This is a genomic window from Candidatus Desulfofervidus auxilii (assembly GCF_001577525.1).
Classification (GTDB): domain Bacteria; phylum Desulfobacterota; class Desulfofervidia; order Desulfofervidales; family Desulfofervidaceae; genus Desulfofervidus; species Desulfofervidus auxilii.
Genome location: NZ_CP013015.1, coordinates 1,154,491 through 1,172,178, shown reverse-complemented (window position 1 = coordinate 1,172,178; position 17,688 = coordinate 1,154,491). Strand labels below are relative to the sequence as shown.

At 37.2% G+C, this 17,688-nt stretch carries 11 protein-coding genes; 6 read left to right on the top strand and 5 right to left on the bottom strand.

Annotated features, from left to right (window positions below):
• The first annotated feature begins 31 nt into the window (after positions 1-31).
• From HS1_RS05930 to HS1_RS05915, 4 genes are all read left to right on the top strand, one after another.
• The gene (locus HS1_RS05930) at positions 32-1,039 is read left to right on the top strand and encodes an NAD(P)/FAD-dependent oxidoreductase (protein ID WP_066062287.1); all 1,008 of its coding nucleotides are present in this window, start codon (positions 32-34) and stop codon (positions 1,037-1,039) included.
• Positions 1,032-1,229 (top strand): nucleoside-triphosphatase, encoded by a 198-nt coding sequence (locus HS1_RS05925; RefSeq protein WP_066062285.1) that lies wholly within the window; start codon positions 1,032-1,034, stop codon positions 1,227-1,229. The genes HS1_RS05930 and HS1_RS05925 overlap by 8 nt, the downstream gene beginning before the upstream one ends.
• Before the next feature lie 9 nt (positions 1,230-1,238).
• Complete coding sequence (locus HS1_RS05920) at positions 1,239-2,528, top strand: endonuclease/exonuclease/phosphatase family protein (protein WP_066062283.1); 1,290 nt, start codon at positions 1,239-1,241, stop codon at positions 2,526-2,528.
• A 678-nt stretch (positions 2,529-3,206) separates the two neighbouring features.
• A complete protein-coding gene (locus tag HS1_RS05915; RefSeq protein WP_172793658.1) occupies positions 3,207-6,032 on the top strand; it encodes a hybrid sensor histidine kinase/response regulator in 2,826 nt (941 codons plus the stop codon).
• A 66-nt stretch (positions 6,033-6,098) separates the two neighbouring features.
• Here the strand turns inward: HS1_RS05915 and ppsA are convergent, their stop codons facing one another.
• A complete protein-coding gene (ppsA, locus tag HS1_RS05910; RefSeq protein ID WP_066062276.1) occupies positions 6,099-8,552 on the bottom strand; it encodes a phosphoenolpyruvate synthase in 2,454 nt (817 codons plus the stop codon).
• 154 nt (positions 8,553-8,706) lie between these two features.
• Here ppsA and HS1_RS05905 point away from each other — a divergent pair, with 154 nt between their 5' ends.
• A complete protein-coding gene (locus tag HS1_RS05905) occupies positions 8,707-9,159 on the top strand; it encodes a universal stress protein (RefSeq protein WP_066062273.1) in 453 nt (150 codons plus the stop codon).
• On the opposite strand, the gene HS1_RS05900 is transcribed toward HS1_RS05905, so the two are convergent.
• From HS1_RS05900 to HS1_RS05885, 4 genes are read right to left on the bottom strand one after another with little or no spacing between them, the layout of a single operon-like run.
• Complete coding sequence (locus HS1_RS05900) at positions 9,134-10,096, bottom strand: hypothetical protein (protein WP_066062270.1); 963 nt, start codon at positions 10,094-10,096, stop codon at positions 9,134-9,136. The two genes, HS1_RS05905 and HS1_RS05900, sit on opposite strands and share 26 nt — an antisense overlap.
• Complete coding sequence (locus HS1_RS05895) at positions 10,093-11,466, bottom strand: FAD-binding oxidoreductase (protein WP_066062267.1); 1,374 nt, start codon at positions 11,464-11,466, stop codon at positions 10,093-10,095. The genes HS1_RS05900 and HS1_RS05895 overlap by 4 nt, the downstream gene beginning before the upstream one ends.
• Before the next feature lie 4 nt (positions 11,467-11,470).
• Complete coding sequence (gene purL / locus HS1_RS05890; protein WP_066062263.1) at positions 11,471-14,449, bottom strand: phosphoribosylformylglycinamidine synthase subunit PurL; 2,979 nt, start codon at positions 14,447-14,449, stop codon at positions 11,471-11,473.
• Between the two features lie 3 nt (positions 14,450-14,452).
• Positions 14,453-15,379, bottom strand: coding sequence for a hypothetical protein (locus HS1_RS05885; RefSeq protein ID WP_066062260.1), 927 nt, complete (start codon positions 15,377-15,379; stop codon positions 14,453-14,455).
• A 188-nt stretch (positions 15,380-15,567) separates the two neighbouring features.
• Between HS1_RS05885 and HS1_RS05880 the strand changes: the two genes are divergently transcribed.
• Positions 15,568-17,652, top strand: coding sequence for a ribonucleoside triphosphate reductase (locus HS1_RS05880; RefSeq protein WP_066062255.1), 2,085 nt, complete (start codon positions 15,568-15,570; stop codon positions 17,650-17,652).
• The last annotated feature ends 36 nt before the right edge of the window (positions 17,653-17,688 follow it).

The following is a 17,688-nucleotide window of genomic DNA, read 5'->3' as shown; positions in this document are numbered from 1 at the left end:
ACAAGTATTATGATAATTTAGAGTGAGAAAAATGAGTGAAGTAATTATCATTGGAGGAGGACCTGCTGGCTTAAATTGTGCTTATTACCTAGCAAAATCAGGAAAGGATGTAATTTTGCTTGAGAAACATGCTTTCCCTGTGGACAAGCTGTGTGCAGGTGGATTGACAGTAAAGGACTTTGAAGAACTGCCTAAAGATATTATTGAGAGGGCATTTGTTACCCAAATTATCCACACTCCTTTAGGTAAAACAACTTTTAAGACATCTAAGCCCGTTATATTTACAGTCAATCGGAGGGTGCTTAATAAATGGTTATTTGAAAGGGCAAAAAAAGCAGGAACAAAGATAGAAAAGGAGAAAGTGATAAAAATAAATGGGAATATAATCATTACTAAAAATGGTAGGCAGTATAACTATTGCTATCTGGTGGGAGCAGATGGAAGCACTTCTATTGTCAGACGGCATCTTAATATTCCTACTAAGTATGCTTTCATTGCTTGGCAGACATCCATTCCTTTTCCTCTTAAGGATATTGAGTGGTTTCTGGATGCAAATGTTTTTGGTTTTGGTTATGGTTGGATATTCCCTCATAAAAAAAGCACGGTAATAGGATTTGTATGTTCTAACCCTAAAAATGCCTTTAAGGCAAAAACAGGTTTTTTACATTGGTTAAAAAAAACCCATGCATTAGTGATAAATAGCCCATTTAAGCCTTATTTAATCAATACAGATTACCGGGGTCATCATTTTGGCCGCATATTTCTTGCTGGAGATGCTGCAGGCCTTGCTTCGGGGTTAACAGGAGAAGGTATTTACTTTGCCCTGGGGTCAGGAAGAAGTATAGCCCAAATGATATTATCTAAAAGTAATGGACAAAATTTATATAACAATCTCCTGAAGGTCAAATATAGACACCAGAAAGCAGCTAGGGCGTTAAAGTGCTTACCTCTTCCACTTTTAAACACTTTTTTTGAATGTTTTAGAAATGGCTTAAAAATAGCATTTTGTAGGGAACTTATATTTAAAAGGTATGGCTAATCTTAAAATCATTATAATTGATGAAATTGGAAAAATGGAATGCTTTTCTCAAAAATTCAAAGACTTCTTGTGGAATTTGCTTTCTAAGCCAAATCCTTTATTAGGCAGCATTAGTTTGAAGGGTAATAAATTTATAAAAAAGATTAAGCACTTACCGGAAGTAAGACTTGTGGAAGTAAGTAAAGAATGAGCAAAAACAATGAATAAGTATATGTTTAAATGGCAGATAAAAACAATAGTATTAATTTTGCATATTTTTTTGTGCTCTATTACATTAATAGAAGCCAAAACTTTTAAAGTCGTAAGCTATAATGTGGAAAATCTTTTTGACCTTATTAAAGAAGGAACGGAATATATGGAGTATATTCCAAATGGGAGCTATGGCTGGACTGAAAATATTGCAAATATTAAATATACCAATATTGCTAAAGTAATAAAGGATTTGGGAGCTGATGTTGTTGCTCTGCAAGAGGTTGAGTCGAAAAAGGCCCTTATTTTTCTAAATAATAAACTAAAGGATTTCAATGTGTATTACCCTTATATTGAAATTGCAGATTCCAAGGCTACGCCAGTAAAGTGTGCTATTCTGTCTAAGTTCCCAATTATTAACAAAAAAGAAATCCAGGTCAACAATGAATATGCAAGGAATATTCTTAAAATAATCCTCAACGTTGATGGCAATCCTTTCGTCCTATTTATAAATCACTGGAAATCGAAACGAGGGCCTGAAAGTATGCGGATAGCTTGTGCAAAGGCGCTTAAGAAAGAAATTGATAGACTAAAAGATAATGTTGATTTTATACTGATAGGTGATTTTAATTCCAATTACAATGAATATCAAACCTTCCAAAATTCCAGATTAAACGATACTAATGGTATCACAGGCATCAATCATATCCTCGGAACTATCAAAGATTCTAAAATGGTAAGTGAAAGAATTCTGAAGAAACAGGCCAGAAATAAGTATCTATACAATTTGTGGCTTGAAATCGATAAATCCCGACGCTGGTCTTACATTTTTTTCGGGAATAAAAACAGTCCTGATAGTATTATTGTATCCAAGGGACTTTATGATAACAAGGGAATTTCCTATGTTGATAACTCGTTTGACAAGTTTGAACCAGATTACCTATTTAAAGGAAACACCATCTATCGTTGGCAAAGGGACAAAAATGGCATGGGCAGGCATCTGGGTAAGGGATACTCAGATCACTTGCCGATTTTTGCCTATTTTTCCACTGAACCCTTCTATTTTAAAAACAAAGAAACTACTTCCTTGAAATTAGAAGAAACCAAATCTCCGCAGGGCTTGCTTAACCTAAACACCGCTAGCAAAAAAGAACTTATGTCTATTAAAGGAATCGGTCCTGTTCTTTCTGAAAGAATTATAGCTGGACGACCTTATAAAACCATAGATGATTTGCTTAAAGTGAAAGGCATTGGGCCAAAAAGACTTAAAAAATTTCGTCCTTATTTTATAGTCAAGTAGGTTACTGGGGTTGTTTCCTGTTCCTGGGGTCAAACCTACAAAATACAGTTAAGAAAATAGAAAACGGAAAACAGAAATTCCCATTTCCCAGTTCCCAATTCCCAGTTCCAACGTGTTAACTTGCAACTTTTTAACTTGCAAACTTTGTAATGCCAAACCTTGATAAGCTAGGCGTCAAATTAAACAACTTCATTGCCTCAATCAAAAAGAAAACTAGAATTGACTAAAGACTAAGGACTAGGGACTAAGGACTAAGCACGTCTCATCGTTCTAACGTGCTAACGTGGATAAAGAAGGAAAGGGAAACGGGAAACAGAAAATAGAAAACAGAAATTCCCATTTCCCAATTCCCAATTTCCAATTCTAACGTGCTAACGTTCCAATTTAACAGAAGGCGATTTTGCATTTTTCAATTTGCATTCTGCATTGAGCCATCCTGCCTGTCGGCAGACAGGTGCGCTTAACATTTGGATCTCCGTTAAAATTACTTTGACGAACTCCTGGGTAAAGGTAATGGAAACATTTCGGACTTTCGAATCTTGTGTTAGAATTTTATATAGTTTACTTAAGTTACAAAATGAGAATTGGGAGGATAAGCTTGTTAGAGATTTGTCCTGCCCAAAAGGAAGAAAACTGAATGTTGGAAATTTTAAAGAGAAGGCTTGGGAGGGATTAAAAATGGAAGATGAATTAAAAAAGCTCAAACAGGAAATAGAGGCATTAAAAGAGTGGATAGATACCCTGGATACCTTTGTTGGAAAGCTTGATGCAGAAGGAAAATTGATTTTTTGCAATAAAGCTCCTTTGAAAGCAGGTGGAATTGAATTAGAAGAGGTATACGGGAAATACTTTCCTGATACAAAATGGTTTTCTCATTCAAAAACTGAACAAAAAAAGGTCACTGAAGCCATTGAAAAGGCAAAACAGGGTGTTTCAAGCAGAATGGAAACAAGTATAAGGGATATAAGTGGTGGTAGTATTTCTATAATTTTTAATACCCAGCCTGTTATAAAAGAGGGTAAAGTTAAATATATTACAGTAGAAGGAAAAACCATTCTCCAGGAAAAACGCTTACAAGAGGAATTAGAAAGAAAAGTTAAAGAACGCACTAGTGCTTTAGCAGAATCTGAAGAAAAATATAGAACCCTTGTTGAAAATTCTTCTGATGGTTTTGTAATTATTCAGGATGGCCAGTTTGTATTTGTAAATCAGGCAATGTGTAAAATACTAAACCTTTCCAAAAAAGATATTCTCAAAAAAAATGTTATTGAATTTATATCTTCAGAAGAAAGACAGCGGGCTTTAGAAAACATAAACAGAGTAATGAAATATGGACCAATTGGCATACAGGAATATAAATGGATAAAGGCCGGGGAAATAAAATATTTACAAGTTAGCTTTTCCCCTATCACTTATAAAGGGAAACCTGCCTTGCAGACAATGGTAAGGGATATTACAGAAAAAAAGAAGATAGAAGATAAAATTAAAAGAGAACGCGAAGCCTTCTCTGCTGTTGCTAAGGCGGTTATTCTTGCTCCTGATGCTTCTAAGCTATGCCATAAAATCCTTAATAGTTTGTTAAAAATATTAAACTTTGATTTTGGTGCGGTAAGAATTTATAATGAAAAATCAAAAACACTTATTCCTATTGCTGTATCAGGATTAGTTAAAAAACAAGTAAGAGAAAAGATATCTACACAATCTATTGATGATAAAAAATATGTAGCTGCTTTAGTGGCACGCACAAAAATACCTATCTTTGCCCCAGATGTCAAAAAACACAAAATATTACATACCCATGCCCAAAGACTTAATGAATTGGGTATAAATTCAATCATCAGCTATCCTCTTATTGGAGAAAAAAGAACACTTTTAGGAGTGGTTCATCTATGTGCTTACACAAAAAGAGATATACCTAAAGAAGACACTATCTTCTTTGAAACCATAGCTAATATGTGGAGCATTGCCCTTGAGGACAAACTGAAGGGAGAGATGGTTTTTGCTGAAAAAGAAAGGCTTTCTGTTACTTTACGTTCTATTGGAGATGGAGTAATTGTTACAGATGCTGAAGGAAAAGTTATTATGTTAAATAAAATTGCTGAAGATTTAACAGGCTGGAAACAGGAAAAGGCAATAGGAAAACCATTAGAAAAAGTCTTTGTGATTATCAATGAACATACTCGCAAAAGGTGTGAAAATCCATTTGAAAGGGTAATAAACACAGGAGGTATAGTAGGGTTAGCCAATGATACTGTGGTAATAGCCAGAGATGGAACAGAAAGGGTGATTGCAGACAGTGGAGCACCTATTAAAGACCACACAGGAAAGATTATAGGCGTTATTATTGTCTTTCGGGATGTGACAGAAAAGAGAAAAAGAGAACAGGAGTTAATGAAGATGGAGAAACTTGAATCACTTGGGGTATTAGCAGGTGGTATTGCCCATGATTTTAACAATGTCTTAACTGGTATTTTAGGTAATATTATTTTAGCCAAGACTTACTCAAGACCCGAAGATGAAGTGGTTATTAAAAAGTTGGAGAATGTAGAAAATATATGCTTGCGTGGCAAGGGTTTGAGCCAGCAACTCCTTACCTTTGCTAAAGGAGGAGAACCTGTGAAAAAAGTTATTTCTATGGCTGAATTGATAAGAGATGCGGTGAGTTTTGCTTTGAGTGGTTCAAATGTAAGATGTGAATTTTCTATTCCTGATGACCTGTGGCTGGTTGAAGCAGATGAAAGCCAGATAGCTCAAGCGATTCAGAATATTATTATCAATGCAGACCAAGCTATGCCCACTGGTGGAGTAATTAAAGTAATTTGTGAGAATGTAGTAGTAACAAAAAAGGATAATTTGCCGCTTAAAGCAGGAAGATATCTAAAAATATCCATTAAAGACCAGGGAGTGGGTATTCCTAAAAAATACTTATCTAAGATATTTGACCCCTTTTTTACTACCAAGAAAAGAGGAAGTGGTCTTGGGCTTAGCACAGCCTACTCAATTATAAAAAAACACCATGGACATATATTTGCAAAATCAAAAGTAGGTAAAGGAAGTATTTTTTACCTCTATTTACCTGCTTCTAAAAAAACAAAGATAATAGAAGGTATAGAAGAAAAAATTAAAGGAAAGGGCAGAGTGCTTATTATGGATGATGAAGAAATGATTCTAGAAGTCCTTGGTGAAATGTTAAATCAGCTTGGATATGAAACAGAATTTGCTAAAGACGGGTATGAAGCAATTGATTTATACAAAAAGGCTTTATTAGAAAAAAAACCTTTTGATGCAGTGATTTTAGACTTAATTGTTCCAGGAAGTATGGGTGGAGAAGAAGCAATAAAAAGGTTATCTGAAATAGACCCTGATGTAAAGGGCATTGTTTCAAGTGGTTATTCTACAGATCCAATTATGGCTGATTATAAAAAGTATGGTTTTTGTGGAGCTATTGCCAAACCATATAGAATGGTAGATTTAGCGAAGGTACTTAAAGACATAATTAGCTAACGCCACCCATTTAGCCTAACTCATCCACTGTTTAAAACTTATTCTATACCTTAGGAAATTGCCTCCTTAGGGTAAAACCCCCAATTCTTTTTCAATTTTGGCTACTAATAGCCTTGTTTTAACCACCACATCAGGATTTAAACTGATAGAGTCTATTCCACACTTTACTAGAAATTCTGTAAATTCAGGAAAGTCACTAGGGGCCTGTCCACAAATACCTATTTTTCTATTCCGTTCTTTAGCCACCTTAATCACTTGAGCCACCAAACGCTCTACGGCCTCATTTCGCTCATCATAAATGTGGGAGACTAATTCAGAATCTCTATCCAGACCCAAAGTAAGCTGGGTTAAATCATTAGAACCAATAGAAAATCCGTCAAATATATCAGCAAAGGCATCTGCCAATACTACATTACTGGGTATTTCACACATTACATAAACTTCTAATCCATTTTCTCCCTGCACCAGACCAAATTCTTTCATGATTTCAATAACCTTCTTTCCCTCCTCTGGAGTGCGGCAAAATGGAATCATCACCTTAATATTTGTCAATCCCATTTCTTCTCTGGCCTTTAATATCGCCTTACATTCTAATCCAAAGGCAGGTTTGAACTTTTCATCATAATATCTAGAGGCCCCACGCCATCCAATCATGGGATTGTGTTCTTGGGGTTCATACAAAGTACCACCAATTAAATTAGCATATTCATTGGTCTTAAAGTCTGAGAGCCGCACAATGACATCATTGGGATAAAAAGCGGCAGCTATTCTCCCTATGCCTCGGGCCAGTCTTTCTACAAAATAGGTAATTTTGTCAGGATAGCCTTTGGTCTTTTCATCTATTTGTTTTACAATTTGAGCAATGTTAGCATCAGTTTTGGCCTTTGCTTTTAACTCTTCATAATGAATAAGGGCTAAAGGATGAATTCCAATATGAGAATTGATAATGAACTCTTCTCTAGCTAAACCTACACCATCACAGGGAATTTGTCCTTGGAAAAATGCCTTTTCTGGGATACCCACATTCATCATAATTTTTGTCTTTGTTTTGGGTAAAGTCTTTAGGTCTAAATGTTCAATTTCATAAGGAATAATGCCATTATAAACATAGCCAATTTCACCTTCACTGCAATCTACTGTTACTTCATACCCTTCTTTAATCAGCTCAGTAGCATTGCCTGTACCAATGACACAGGGGATGCCCAATTCTCTAGAAACAATGGCTGCATGACAAGTCCTTCCACCCCGATTGGTCACAATGGCAGCCGCTACTTTCATAATGGGCTCCCAATCTGGGTCGGTCATATCGGTAACTAACACACCTCCTGGCTTAAATTCATTAATTTGTTCTGAAGAAATAATATTATAAGCCCTACCTTGACCGATTTTATTACCTACGGCTAGACCTTTGCACAAGACTTTGCCTTGAGCCTCTAATTCATAATATTTTTCTTTCAATACATAGGTTTCCATTGAAGAATAATCCCTTTGAGATTGCACAGTCTCTGGCCTAGCTTGCACAATAAAAAACTGTCCAGTGCCTATTTTTTCTCCATCACCATCTTTGGCCCATTCAATATCCATAGGTTTGCCATAATGCTCCTCTATTTTACATGCCCAATCAGCTAACAACAAAATTTCATCATCATTTAATACATAACTCCTTCTTTCTTCCTCTGTGGTAGGAATATTTTTTACTGACTGGCCATCTTCGGTATAAACCAGTTTTTGGTGCTTAGACCCCATACCTTTTCCTATGATAGGACGTTTACCCATTTTAAGAGTAGGTTTAAATACATAGTATTCATCAGGATTTACCGCCCCCTGCACCACATTTTCTCCTAAACCATAAGAGGCATTGATAAATACCACATCTTTAAAGCCGCTTTCAGTATCTAAGGTAAACATCACTCCTGCACTGGCAGCGTCACTTCGCACCATTTTTTGCACAGCAATAGAGAGGTAGACATCAAAATGTCCAAAGCCTTTATCTTCACGGTAAGAAATCGCCCTGTTGGTAAAAAGACTGGCAAAACAATCCTTACATGCCTCCAATAATCTTTCTTCTCCACGGATATTCAAATAGGTCTCTTGTTGGCCAGCAAAAGAGGCATCAGGTAAATCTTCTGCTGTGGCAGAAGAACGAACCGCTACATCTAATTTTTCTATACCATATTTTTCACATAGCTTCCTATAATCCACAACAATTATCTCAGAAAGCTCAGGAGGCAATGGGGCATTCCGAATAAGAGAGCGGACTTCTGCTCCACGGCGTTTTAAGTCTTCCATATTATGGGTATCTAAACCCTTTAAGGTATCCTTTATTTTTTGTAATAATCCTGCCTTTTCAATAAAATACCGATAAGCAAAGGCAGTAATGGCAAAGCCATCAGGGACATTAACACCTTGGGATGTCAGTTTCTGAAACATCTCTCCTAAAGAGGCATTTTTGCCTCCTACTAAAGGCACATCCTTAATAGAAATTTCTTTAAACCAAAGCACAAAATCCTTCCCAGCCATTTTCTAAAATCCTCCTTAAACTTTTCCTTCTTAAGTTTTTCCATTTTGTTTTACTTCAAAAAAAGTTAAAAGGCAAGAAAAAAACAGTTATTTCCTTGACATTTTTTTTAATTTACTGATAAAATAAAAATCAATGTTAAATAAGGAGGTTTTTATGAGCGAAATTAAAAAGATTTTAGTCCCTGTTGATTTTTCTCCTGCTAGTCCTGTATTAGTTTCCTATGCCAAGGATTTGGGGCAAAAACTGGAAGCGGAAATCCATTTGATTTATGTAGTGCGAAGCCTGGCTTATTTTGGTGGTTTTTATGTGCCCCACACTTCTATCCACAAGTTTGAAGAGGAAATTGTAAAGGGTGCTGAAAAGAAGATGAACGACTTTGTAGATGAATATTTTGAAGACTATCCAGTTAAAACCCATATTTTAACCGGAGATGCCGCAGAAGAGATTATTAATTTTGCCCAAAAAGAAGGATTTGATTTAATATTAATGGGGACCCATGGACGTAAAGGCCTAGATAAGGTCATTTTTGGGAGTGTGGCCGAAAGAGTAGTAAAGGGAGCCCCTTGTCCTGTTTTGACCATCAATCCTTATCGGAAGAAAGCTTAGTCTTTAAAAAACTAATAATTTCTTCAGCGATCCTTTGAGCCTGGGAGGCAGTGGTTACTGTAATAGCACCCACAGGAGGGTGGCCTCCGCCTCCATAAGAGGCACAAAGTTTTCCTATATTGATAGAATTTTTGGCTTTTTGCCAGGGATTGGCATTTACCATAATCATATAATGACCATTGCGCATAGAAAGAATTCCTACTACATAAAGACACTCAGGATAAAAATAATAAGGTGCCCAACGGCAGCTTAAAAAATCTTGAGACATAGTGAAAAAAACCAGTTTTCTCTGGGGGTCAAAAATGGCCCTTTTTTTAAATTCTTCTGTTATTTTGGGGCGCATTTGTTGAATTTTTTCAAATCGCCAGCGAACAATCAATGGCAAAGGTATTTGTGAAGAAAGAAGTTGGTCTTTATATTGTATAAATAGACGGGTAAGTTCTATTAAATAGGCATTATCAGCTTCTATCCCTAGAGAAAGATGGATTTTAAGGGGCCTTTCTTTACAATTTATCAATTCTTCTAAAGAAAATTGGGCACTGTCTATTTTATCTGCCCATTTTACCAGTCTTTGAAATTCTAAATTGCGATAGCCAAATTTGTCATAAAGCACTTCCCAAATAAGCAAGGCGCAGGAGGTTTTTTCTGGATTAAAAAAATGCCTATGGGGGTCCAAGCTCCCATCATAATTATTTAAGCCCGTTTGATGGTGGTCAAACCAATAAGTAGCCTGAGGATGAAAAATATAATCTAATACAAAACTCACATCTCCCCTAAGAGGCATTTCTTTCCAATTTATTTTCCGGCTATAACCCACAGGAAAAAGTCTTAACTGTGCTTCTGACCACTTGTTTCTCACATAATCAGCAATTAAGGCAGCAGAAATCATACCATCAAAATCCCGATGAAAATAGATGGCAATCTCTTTTTCATTCACGTCTTTTCCTCCAGAAAAATCTTGCCAGAATTGAGAATGTTATTTGGGTCTAAAGTGCATTTTATTTTTTGCATTACTTTAAGGGTATTTGGTTCTATCTCCCAAGGAAGAAACCGCGCCTTGGTGAGACCAATACCGTGCTCTCCAGTAATAGTTCCACCTAGAGCTAAAGTTACCCTAATGACTTCTTCAGTAACCGCCTCGGCCTTAGAAATATCTCCAGAATTATACATGATATTTACATGTAAATTTCCATCACCAATGTGGCCAAAGCACAATACTGGTAATTTCCATTTGTTTCTTATTTGTTTGATTTTTTCTATCATGGGAAGAATTTGAGCACATGGGACTACAATATCATGACTGCTCTTTTCTGAACCCAATTGAAATACAGCCGGAGAGATACTGCGGCGGATTTCCCAAAGTTGGTCAGCCTTTTCACCTCTTTCTATAGTCACCACTTCTGCCCCTGTTTGTTTGGCAATCTTTGTTATCTTTTCTAACATCAACTCTACTATTTCTGGGCTTCCATCTGTTTCTAATAGAAGAAGCCCTTCTCCTGGAGGTAAGGCAAACTGAATTTGATGCTCAATACATGCTCTACATAAATCGTCTACAAATTCCATAGCAGCAGGACGCTCGGCTAAGTGTAAAAACTGTTCTAACAAAGAAGAAAGAAGGTTTAACCGGGGTAAATTTAATAAAATAGTAGCTTTGGTAGGTGGGAGCGGAAGAAGACGCAATAAAATCTTCGTAAAAACACCTAAAGTTCCTTCTGAACCAATAAATAAGGAAGTTAAATCATAACCTGTAACCCCTTTAATAGTCTTATGTCCGGTATGAATGATTTCACCTGTAGGTAAAACTACCTCTAGGGCCAACACATAATCCTTAGTTACTCCATACTTAACTGCCCTAGGACCCCCTGCACATTCAGCTACATTACCCCCAATGGTGCAAAAAGAAAGGCTGGCCGGGTCAGGAGGATAAAACAATCCCTTTTCTGCTACTGTCTTCTGTAAGTCCCCGGTAACTACACCAGGTTCTACCCACACCCACATATTTTTTTCATCAATTTCTAAAATGCGATTCAGACGGTTCATAGCTAAGACTACACCATTTCTTATAGGCACTGCCCCTCCTGACATTCCTGAACCTGCTCCCCGCGGAACTACTGGAAATCTATATTGATTGGCCAATTTTAAAATTTCAGCTATCTTCTGGGCAGAATTGGGAAAAATTACTGCCTCTGGTAAATACATTAATTGCGTGGCATCATAGCTATAACAAAGGAGGTCTTCTTTTTTTTGAGAAATATATGGTTTTCCCACAATTTTCTCTAGGTTTTTAATGATTTTTTCAGAAAGCATGGATTTAAAAAATTTCCCTTAATGTCCTTTGCCAGCTTTCTTTTAAGGTGTAAATGTCAGTGTGAATTATATTTTTATTAAGGCCTTTTATTATAAATTTAATATCACTTCTTACACTGCCTATACAGGCAAAGGGACAATCAGCCAAGTATTTTTCAAAAGAGGTTTTATTTTCTCTCCGCACCGTTACTACCAATCTACTTTGAGATTCAGAAAAAAGGATATAATCATCCCTTTTTTCTCCTTTATATGGAACTGCACCTAAATCTATCTCCATTCCCCATCCTCCGGCAAAGGCTGTTTCTGCCAAGGCCACCCCCAATCCACCATCAGAACAATCATGACAACTGGCTATCAAGCCATCTCTTATGGCTTGGTTTAACGCATCATAGAGTTTTTTTGCCTCCTTTGCCCTTACTTTAGGAACTTTATTTCCTACATAATCATATTGAGCAAAATATTCACTGCCTCCTAATTCGTCATAAGTCATACCTAAAATATAAACCAAATCCCCTGGATGTTTAACATCCATACTCACTGCCTTCCGAACATCATCTATCCGGCCAATAATAGAAAATAAAATGGTAGGGGGAATAGAGATCTTGATATTACCAATATGATAATCGTTTTTCATGCTATCTTTCCCAGAGATACAAGGCACTCCATAAACAGTGGTGTAATCATAAAGTGCTTGATTGGCCCGAACCAATTGGGCCAGTTTATAATCTCCATCTGGTGTTTTTTCAGAAATAATGGGGTCACACCAACAAAAATTATCTAGGACAGCCATGTGTTTTAAGCTCCCCCCAACACAAATGGCATTCCTAATAGCCTCATCCAAGGCACAGGCAGTCATATGATAGGTATCTATATCACTATAGCGAGGACAAATCCCATTAGCTACCACTACCCCCTCATAACTATCCAATAAGGGTCTAATAATAGCAGCATCACTGGGGCCATTATCCCATTTTCCTACTAGGGGTTTTATTACACTTCCCCCCTGCACTTCATGGTCATACTGCCTCACTACTCCTTCTTTACTACAGATATTAAGCCGTCCTAAAATTTTATTTAAAGTCTCTGTCAAGTTCTCAGGACAGGGAAAATCAGGTTCTGGGTGCACAGGAGGTGTCCATCTGGCTACCATCTCTTTTTGGGGCACTCCATTATGCAAAAAATCCATATCTAAATAAAGAACCGTCTCATTTTTGTATAGGACATGAAATTTTCCTGAATCAGTGAATTTTCCCAAGACAGTAGCTTCTACATCCATCTTTTTAGCCAGCTCTAAAAAGGCTGAAATATTTTCCGGGGGGACAGCTAAGGTCATCCTTTCTTGAGATTCAGAAACCAAAATTTCCCAGGGGTCTAAACCTTGGTATTTTAAAGGTGCTTTTTCTAAATGCAACTCTGCCCCACCGGATTCTCTAGCCATTTCCCCTACAGAAGAAGACAATCCTCCTGCACCATTATCAGTAATAGAGTTATACCAACCCTTATCTCTAGCTATAAGGAGAAAATCAAACATCTTTTTCTGGGTAATGGGGTCACCAATTTGAACAGCACTCACCGGTGAGGCTTCATGAAGTTCTTCTGAAGAAAAAGTAGCCCCATGAATGCCATCTTTTCCAATTCTTCCTCCTGTCATGACAATAAAATCACCTGGTTTGGCCTGTTTAATATGACTGGGTTGTCCATTTATCTCAGCTGGCATGATGCCACCAGTTCCACAATACACTAAGGGTTTGCCCAGATAGCGCTCATCAAAAACAATACAGCCATTTATAGTGGGAATACCACTTTTATTGCCACCATGCTCTATTCCTTCCCGCACTCCTTCAAAAACACGGCGGGGATGCAAAAGACGTGGGGGAAGTGGTTTATCATAAAAAGGCGAGGCAAAACAGAAGACATCTGTATTAAAGATTAACTTGGCCCCCTTTCCGGTGCCAAAAGGGTCACGATTTACCCCTACGATTCCGGTTAACGCACCACCATAAGGATCTAAGGCAGAAGGTGAATTGTGGGTCTCTACTTTAAATACCAGATTCCAGTGCTCATTAAACTTAATCACACCTGCATTGTCTTTAAATACAGACAAACAAAAGTCATCTTTTCCTTTAGCCTTCCTGATTTCTTCAGTGGCTCTCCGAACATAGGTATCAAAAAGACTTTCTATGAGGGTGGTTTTCCCAGTTTCGTCAGTATAATGAATAAGGCCATTAAAAATTTTATGTTTACAGTGTTCAGACCAGGTTTGGGCAATAGCTTCTAGTTCTACATCGGTAATCTGTTCATCCATGCCTACCTTTTTTCTTTCAGCTATAACCATTTGGTCATTAAAATAATTCTTTATGGCATTCATTTCCTTTAAATCAAGGGCCAAAAGACGCTCCTGACTTAATCTTAAAAGCTCTTCATCTGAGATGAGACTTAAATTGTATCGTTTTACTTCCGGCTTTTTAAGCAGCCGAACCTTGGGTACATAGATAAAGACCTTGCCATTCCATTCTCCATGAGAAATGATATGGTAACGTTGGATTAACGGATTAGCCAACAAATCAGTAGCTATCCGTTCTACTTCACTTCGGGAAGTGCTTCCGTTGAGCAGATAAAGGGTAGAGGTATAAACTCTTTCTTCTGGCCCTAAACTTCGGCCTAAACGCCATTCAATGGCTTCTTTGGCAGTTTTTCCTACATTGTCAGTCACCCCAGGTTTAAAACCCACCTCAATAGACCAATCAAACTCTGTAATTAAGGGACGATCAATGGCATATTCTTGAATTATAGGGTCTGAAAATGGACCACTGGCTATAATTTCTACTTCTTCTTTTGTCAAATTGGCATCAATAGTGTAGACAAAAACCGTTCTTACTTGTTTTATCTTAATACCTAAAAAATGGCGAATTTTCTGGCTAATTTTCTCTCCATAGGCATCTTTTATTCCCTTTTTAAATCCTACTTCTACCCGAAAAGGCATTTTTTACTCCTTATCTTGCCATAAGATAAACAATCCGTTCTTCTTTCTTTTAATTATTTCTTTTTTTTCTGTTATCCATAAGAACACATCTTTAGGACTCAAACAAGGTAGAAATATAATTTCCAGAGGATGGGTGTCTTCAGTTGGTTTTTTATAAAAAGAAAAAAGTTTTTCAGCCCATGATTCAAAATCAGAGGTAAAAGGAATTTCTATTAAATCCCCCCATAAGGCTTCATCTCCATTAGCAGGCAAATAAATGTTATAGATAAAGTGAGATGTGTCTTTTAGAGCGTGTTTTAGATGTTGATGTGCTAATTCGTCATCTGTAATAAATATGGGAAACTCTTCCTCAGCAGGAATTAAAAATGCCCAGGCCTTAAAGACCTTATCCATCCAATTTCTTAAATCCTCTTCTGGATGTCGGTAATCAATTGTTAGACTAGTGATCTCACCTATATTTAGTTCTGAAGAAGGTTCTAATATAGATTTGAGCATTTCCTCCTGTTTTTTCACTTCTTGGAGTCTTTTATAAACATCCAGTATTTGCTCCTGATATTCATTGGCCAGGTAAAGAAAAAGGGTGGCAATTACTTGTTTAGGCAGTTCTTCTCCTTTTTTCTCTTTCCCCTTTAAAAATTGTCTTAAAACAGAAGGACTTTCTTCGTCTTCTAAAAAAGGGTGTGCGTGTTTTAAATATTCCAAAAAACTCCTATCTGTATACATTTGACTAAAAAGGCGGTATTCAGTTAATATACCCCCAAACCGTTGTCTCCATGTTTCTGGTAAAGGGTCTATAAATTTTACTTGCGGAATATGAAGATGTGATCTTAAGGCAACAGGCGTAAGGAGAAATAACTCGCCAAACCAGCTAACTAAATTATTAGCTGTCTTCCCATCAAGAATCAAATAAGGATAATACAAAGCCCGCATGTGTGCCTATGATAATCCATCCACTGGGAGATGACAAGGTAAAAATTTTTTCTTGACCTTCCAAGCTTCCATACGTTCCCCCAAGGCCCGTGTGATCTTCAGAGATGATAAGGTAAAAATTTTTTTCTTGACAGACGCAATATTTTGTATTATAAAAAACTGTCTATACAATATATAGGAGAGTAGCTATGCAAGATGAAATAAAAACTATCATAAAAAGAGATGGCAGAGAGGTGCCTTTTGATGTCAGTCGTATCCAGCGAGCCATTTTTAAGGCAGCTCAGGCCGTAGGAGGTAGTGACCAAGTGATGGCCTGGCGTTTAGCCATTCAGGTTTATGACTATTTAATAAAAACAGGTGAAGTCAAACCCACGGTAGAACAAGTCCAGGATGTAGTAGAAAAGATTTTGATTGAGAATGGACATGCTAAAACCGCCAAGGCCTATATTCTGTATCGTAACAAACGCACCCAGATTAGAACAGCCAGGGCATTGCTTTTAAACATTGAAAAAACTATTAGCGAATATCTTTCCCAAATGGACTGGAGAATCAAAGAAAATGCCAATATTGATTATTCTCATTCTGGTCTTATGCTCCATACGGCCAGTGCGGTAATTGCCAACTATGTGTTAAGTGATGTTTATACCAATGGCATCAAAGAAGCCCATATTCACGGTTTTTTTCATATTCATGATTTAGGTATGGGCACTTGTGGTTATTGTGCAGGTTGGTCTTTAAAACAACTGCTGTTAGAGGGTTTTAATGGGCCAAAAAATAAAATAGCCGCCGGTCCACCAAAGCACTTTGATACTGCTCTGGGACAAATGGTCAATTTTTTAGGCACCCTCCAAAATGAGTGGGCTGGGGCCATGGCCTTTAATAACTTTGATACCTTACTTGCCCCTTATGTGAGAAAGGACAAACTATCCTATAAAGAAGTAAGGCAAGGAATTCAGCAATTTATCTTTTCGGTAAATACCACTTCGCGTTGGGGAGGGCAGAGCCCCTTTACCAATATTACTTTAGATTTTACTATCCCTGAGCATTTTAAAAAGGAGGCGGTGGTTTGGGCAGGAAAGCTGCAAGATGAAACCTATGCAGATTATCAAAAAGAAGTAGACATGATTAATAAGGCCTTTATTGAAGTGATGTTAGAAGGAGATTATCAAGGTCGTATTTTTTCTTTTCCTATCCCTACCTATAATGTGACAGAAGATTTTGCTTGGGAAAGTGAAAACACCCATTTACTCTTTCAAATGACCGCCAAATATGGCACACCTTATTTCCAAAATTTTATCAATTCTGACTTAAATCCAGAAGATGTGAGGAGTATGTGCTGCCGTCTGAGTATGAATCTGAAAGAATTACGCCATAAGACCGGAGGTTTATTTGGTTCAGGAGATGCTACTGGTTCAATTGGGGTGGTGACTTTAAACTTACCCCGTTTAGCCTATTTAAGCCAAGGAAACATAGAGCAATTTTTTAAAATGATTGATAGATACATGCTTTTGGCCCAAAATTCCTTAGAAATTAAGCGAAAGATGCTAGAAAACAATTTAAAAAATGGGCTTTATCCTTACACCGCCCGTTACCTGCCCTCTTTTAAAAACCACTTCTCCACCATTGGTTTAATAGGAATGAATGAGGCCTGTCTTAATCTCCTAGGTGAGGATATTGCCAGTGCTCAAGGACGTAAACTGGCCTTGGCAGTGCTTGATTTTATGAGAAAAAAGATTATAGAATTTCAAGAAGAAACTGGAAATCTATATAATCTAGAAGCCACTCCTGCCGAAGGCACTAGTTACCGATTGGCAAAGATTGATAAAAAAGAATTGCCTGGCATCATTACCGCAGGCACAGAAGAAGCCCCATATTATACCAATTCTACGCAATTACCCGTAAATTATACTAATGACCCTATACTGGCCTTAGAACTACAAGAAGCACTTCAAACAAAATATACCGGTGGGACTGTTTTTCATTTATTTTTAGGCGAGAAATTACCAAATGCAGAGGCTTGCAAACTCTTAGTAAAACGCATCCTTTCCCGCTATCGCATTCCTTATCTTTCGATTACCCCTACCTTTAGTGTGTGTCCAACCCATGGCTATCTGGCAGGTGAAAACTGGCATTGTCCCCAATGTGGAAAGGAATGCGAAGTTTATTCACGGGTAGTAGGCTATTATCGGCCCATCAGCAATTGGAACAAGGGAAAACAAGAGGAATATAAAGAAAGGAAATATTTTAAGTTTAATGGGATATTGGGAAATTAATAAATTAGGGGAGAAGAAGTTACTTGAAAGAACAAA

Bases quoted from the DNA above. Each gene is read 5' to 3' on its own strand.
- HS1_RS05930 (WP_066062287.1), top strand. From the start codon at position 32: ATGAGTGAAGTAATTATCATTGGAGGAGGACCTGCTGGCTTAAATTGT.
- HS1_RS05925 (WP_066062285.1), top strand. From the start codon at position 1,032: ATGGCTAATCTTAAAATCATTATAATTGATGAAATTGGAAAAATGGAA.
- HS1_RS05920 (WP_066062283.1), top strand. From the start codon at position 1,239: ATGAATAAGTATATGTTTAAATGGCAGATAAAAACAATAGTATTAATT.
- HS1_RS05915 (WP_172793658.1), top strand. From the start codon at position 3,207: ATGGAAGATGAATTAAAAAAGCTCAAACAGGAAATAGAGGCATTAAAA.
- ppsA (WP_066062276.1), bottom strand. From the start codon at position 8,552: ATGGCTGGGAAGGATTTTGTGCTTTGGTTTAAAGAAATTTCTATTAAG.
- HS1_RS05905 (WP_066062273.1), top strand. From the start codon at position 8,707: ATGAGCGAAATTAAAAAGATTTTAGTCCCTGTTGATTTTTCTCCTGCT.
- HS1_RS05895 (WP_066062267.1), bottom strand. From the start codon at position 11,466: ATGCTTTCTGAAAAAATCATTAAAAACCTAGAGAAAATTGTGGGAAAA.
- purL (WP_066062263.1), bottom strand. From the start codon at position 14,449: ATGCCTTTTCGGGTAGAAGTAGGATTTAAAAAGGGAATAAAAGATGCC.
- HS1_RS05885 (WP_066062260.1), bottom strand. From the start codon at position 15,379: ATGCGGGCTTTGTATTATCCTTATTTGATTCTTGATGGGAAGACAGCT.
- HS1_RS05880 (WP_066062255.1), top strand. From the start codon at position 15,568: ATGCAAGATGAAATAAAAACTATCATAAAAAGAGATGGCAGAGAGGTG.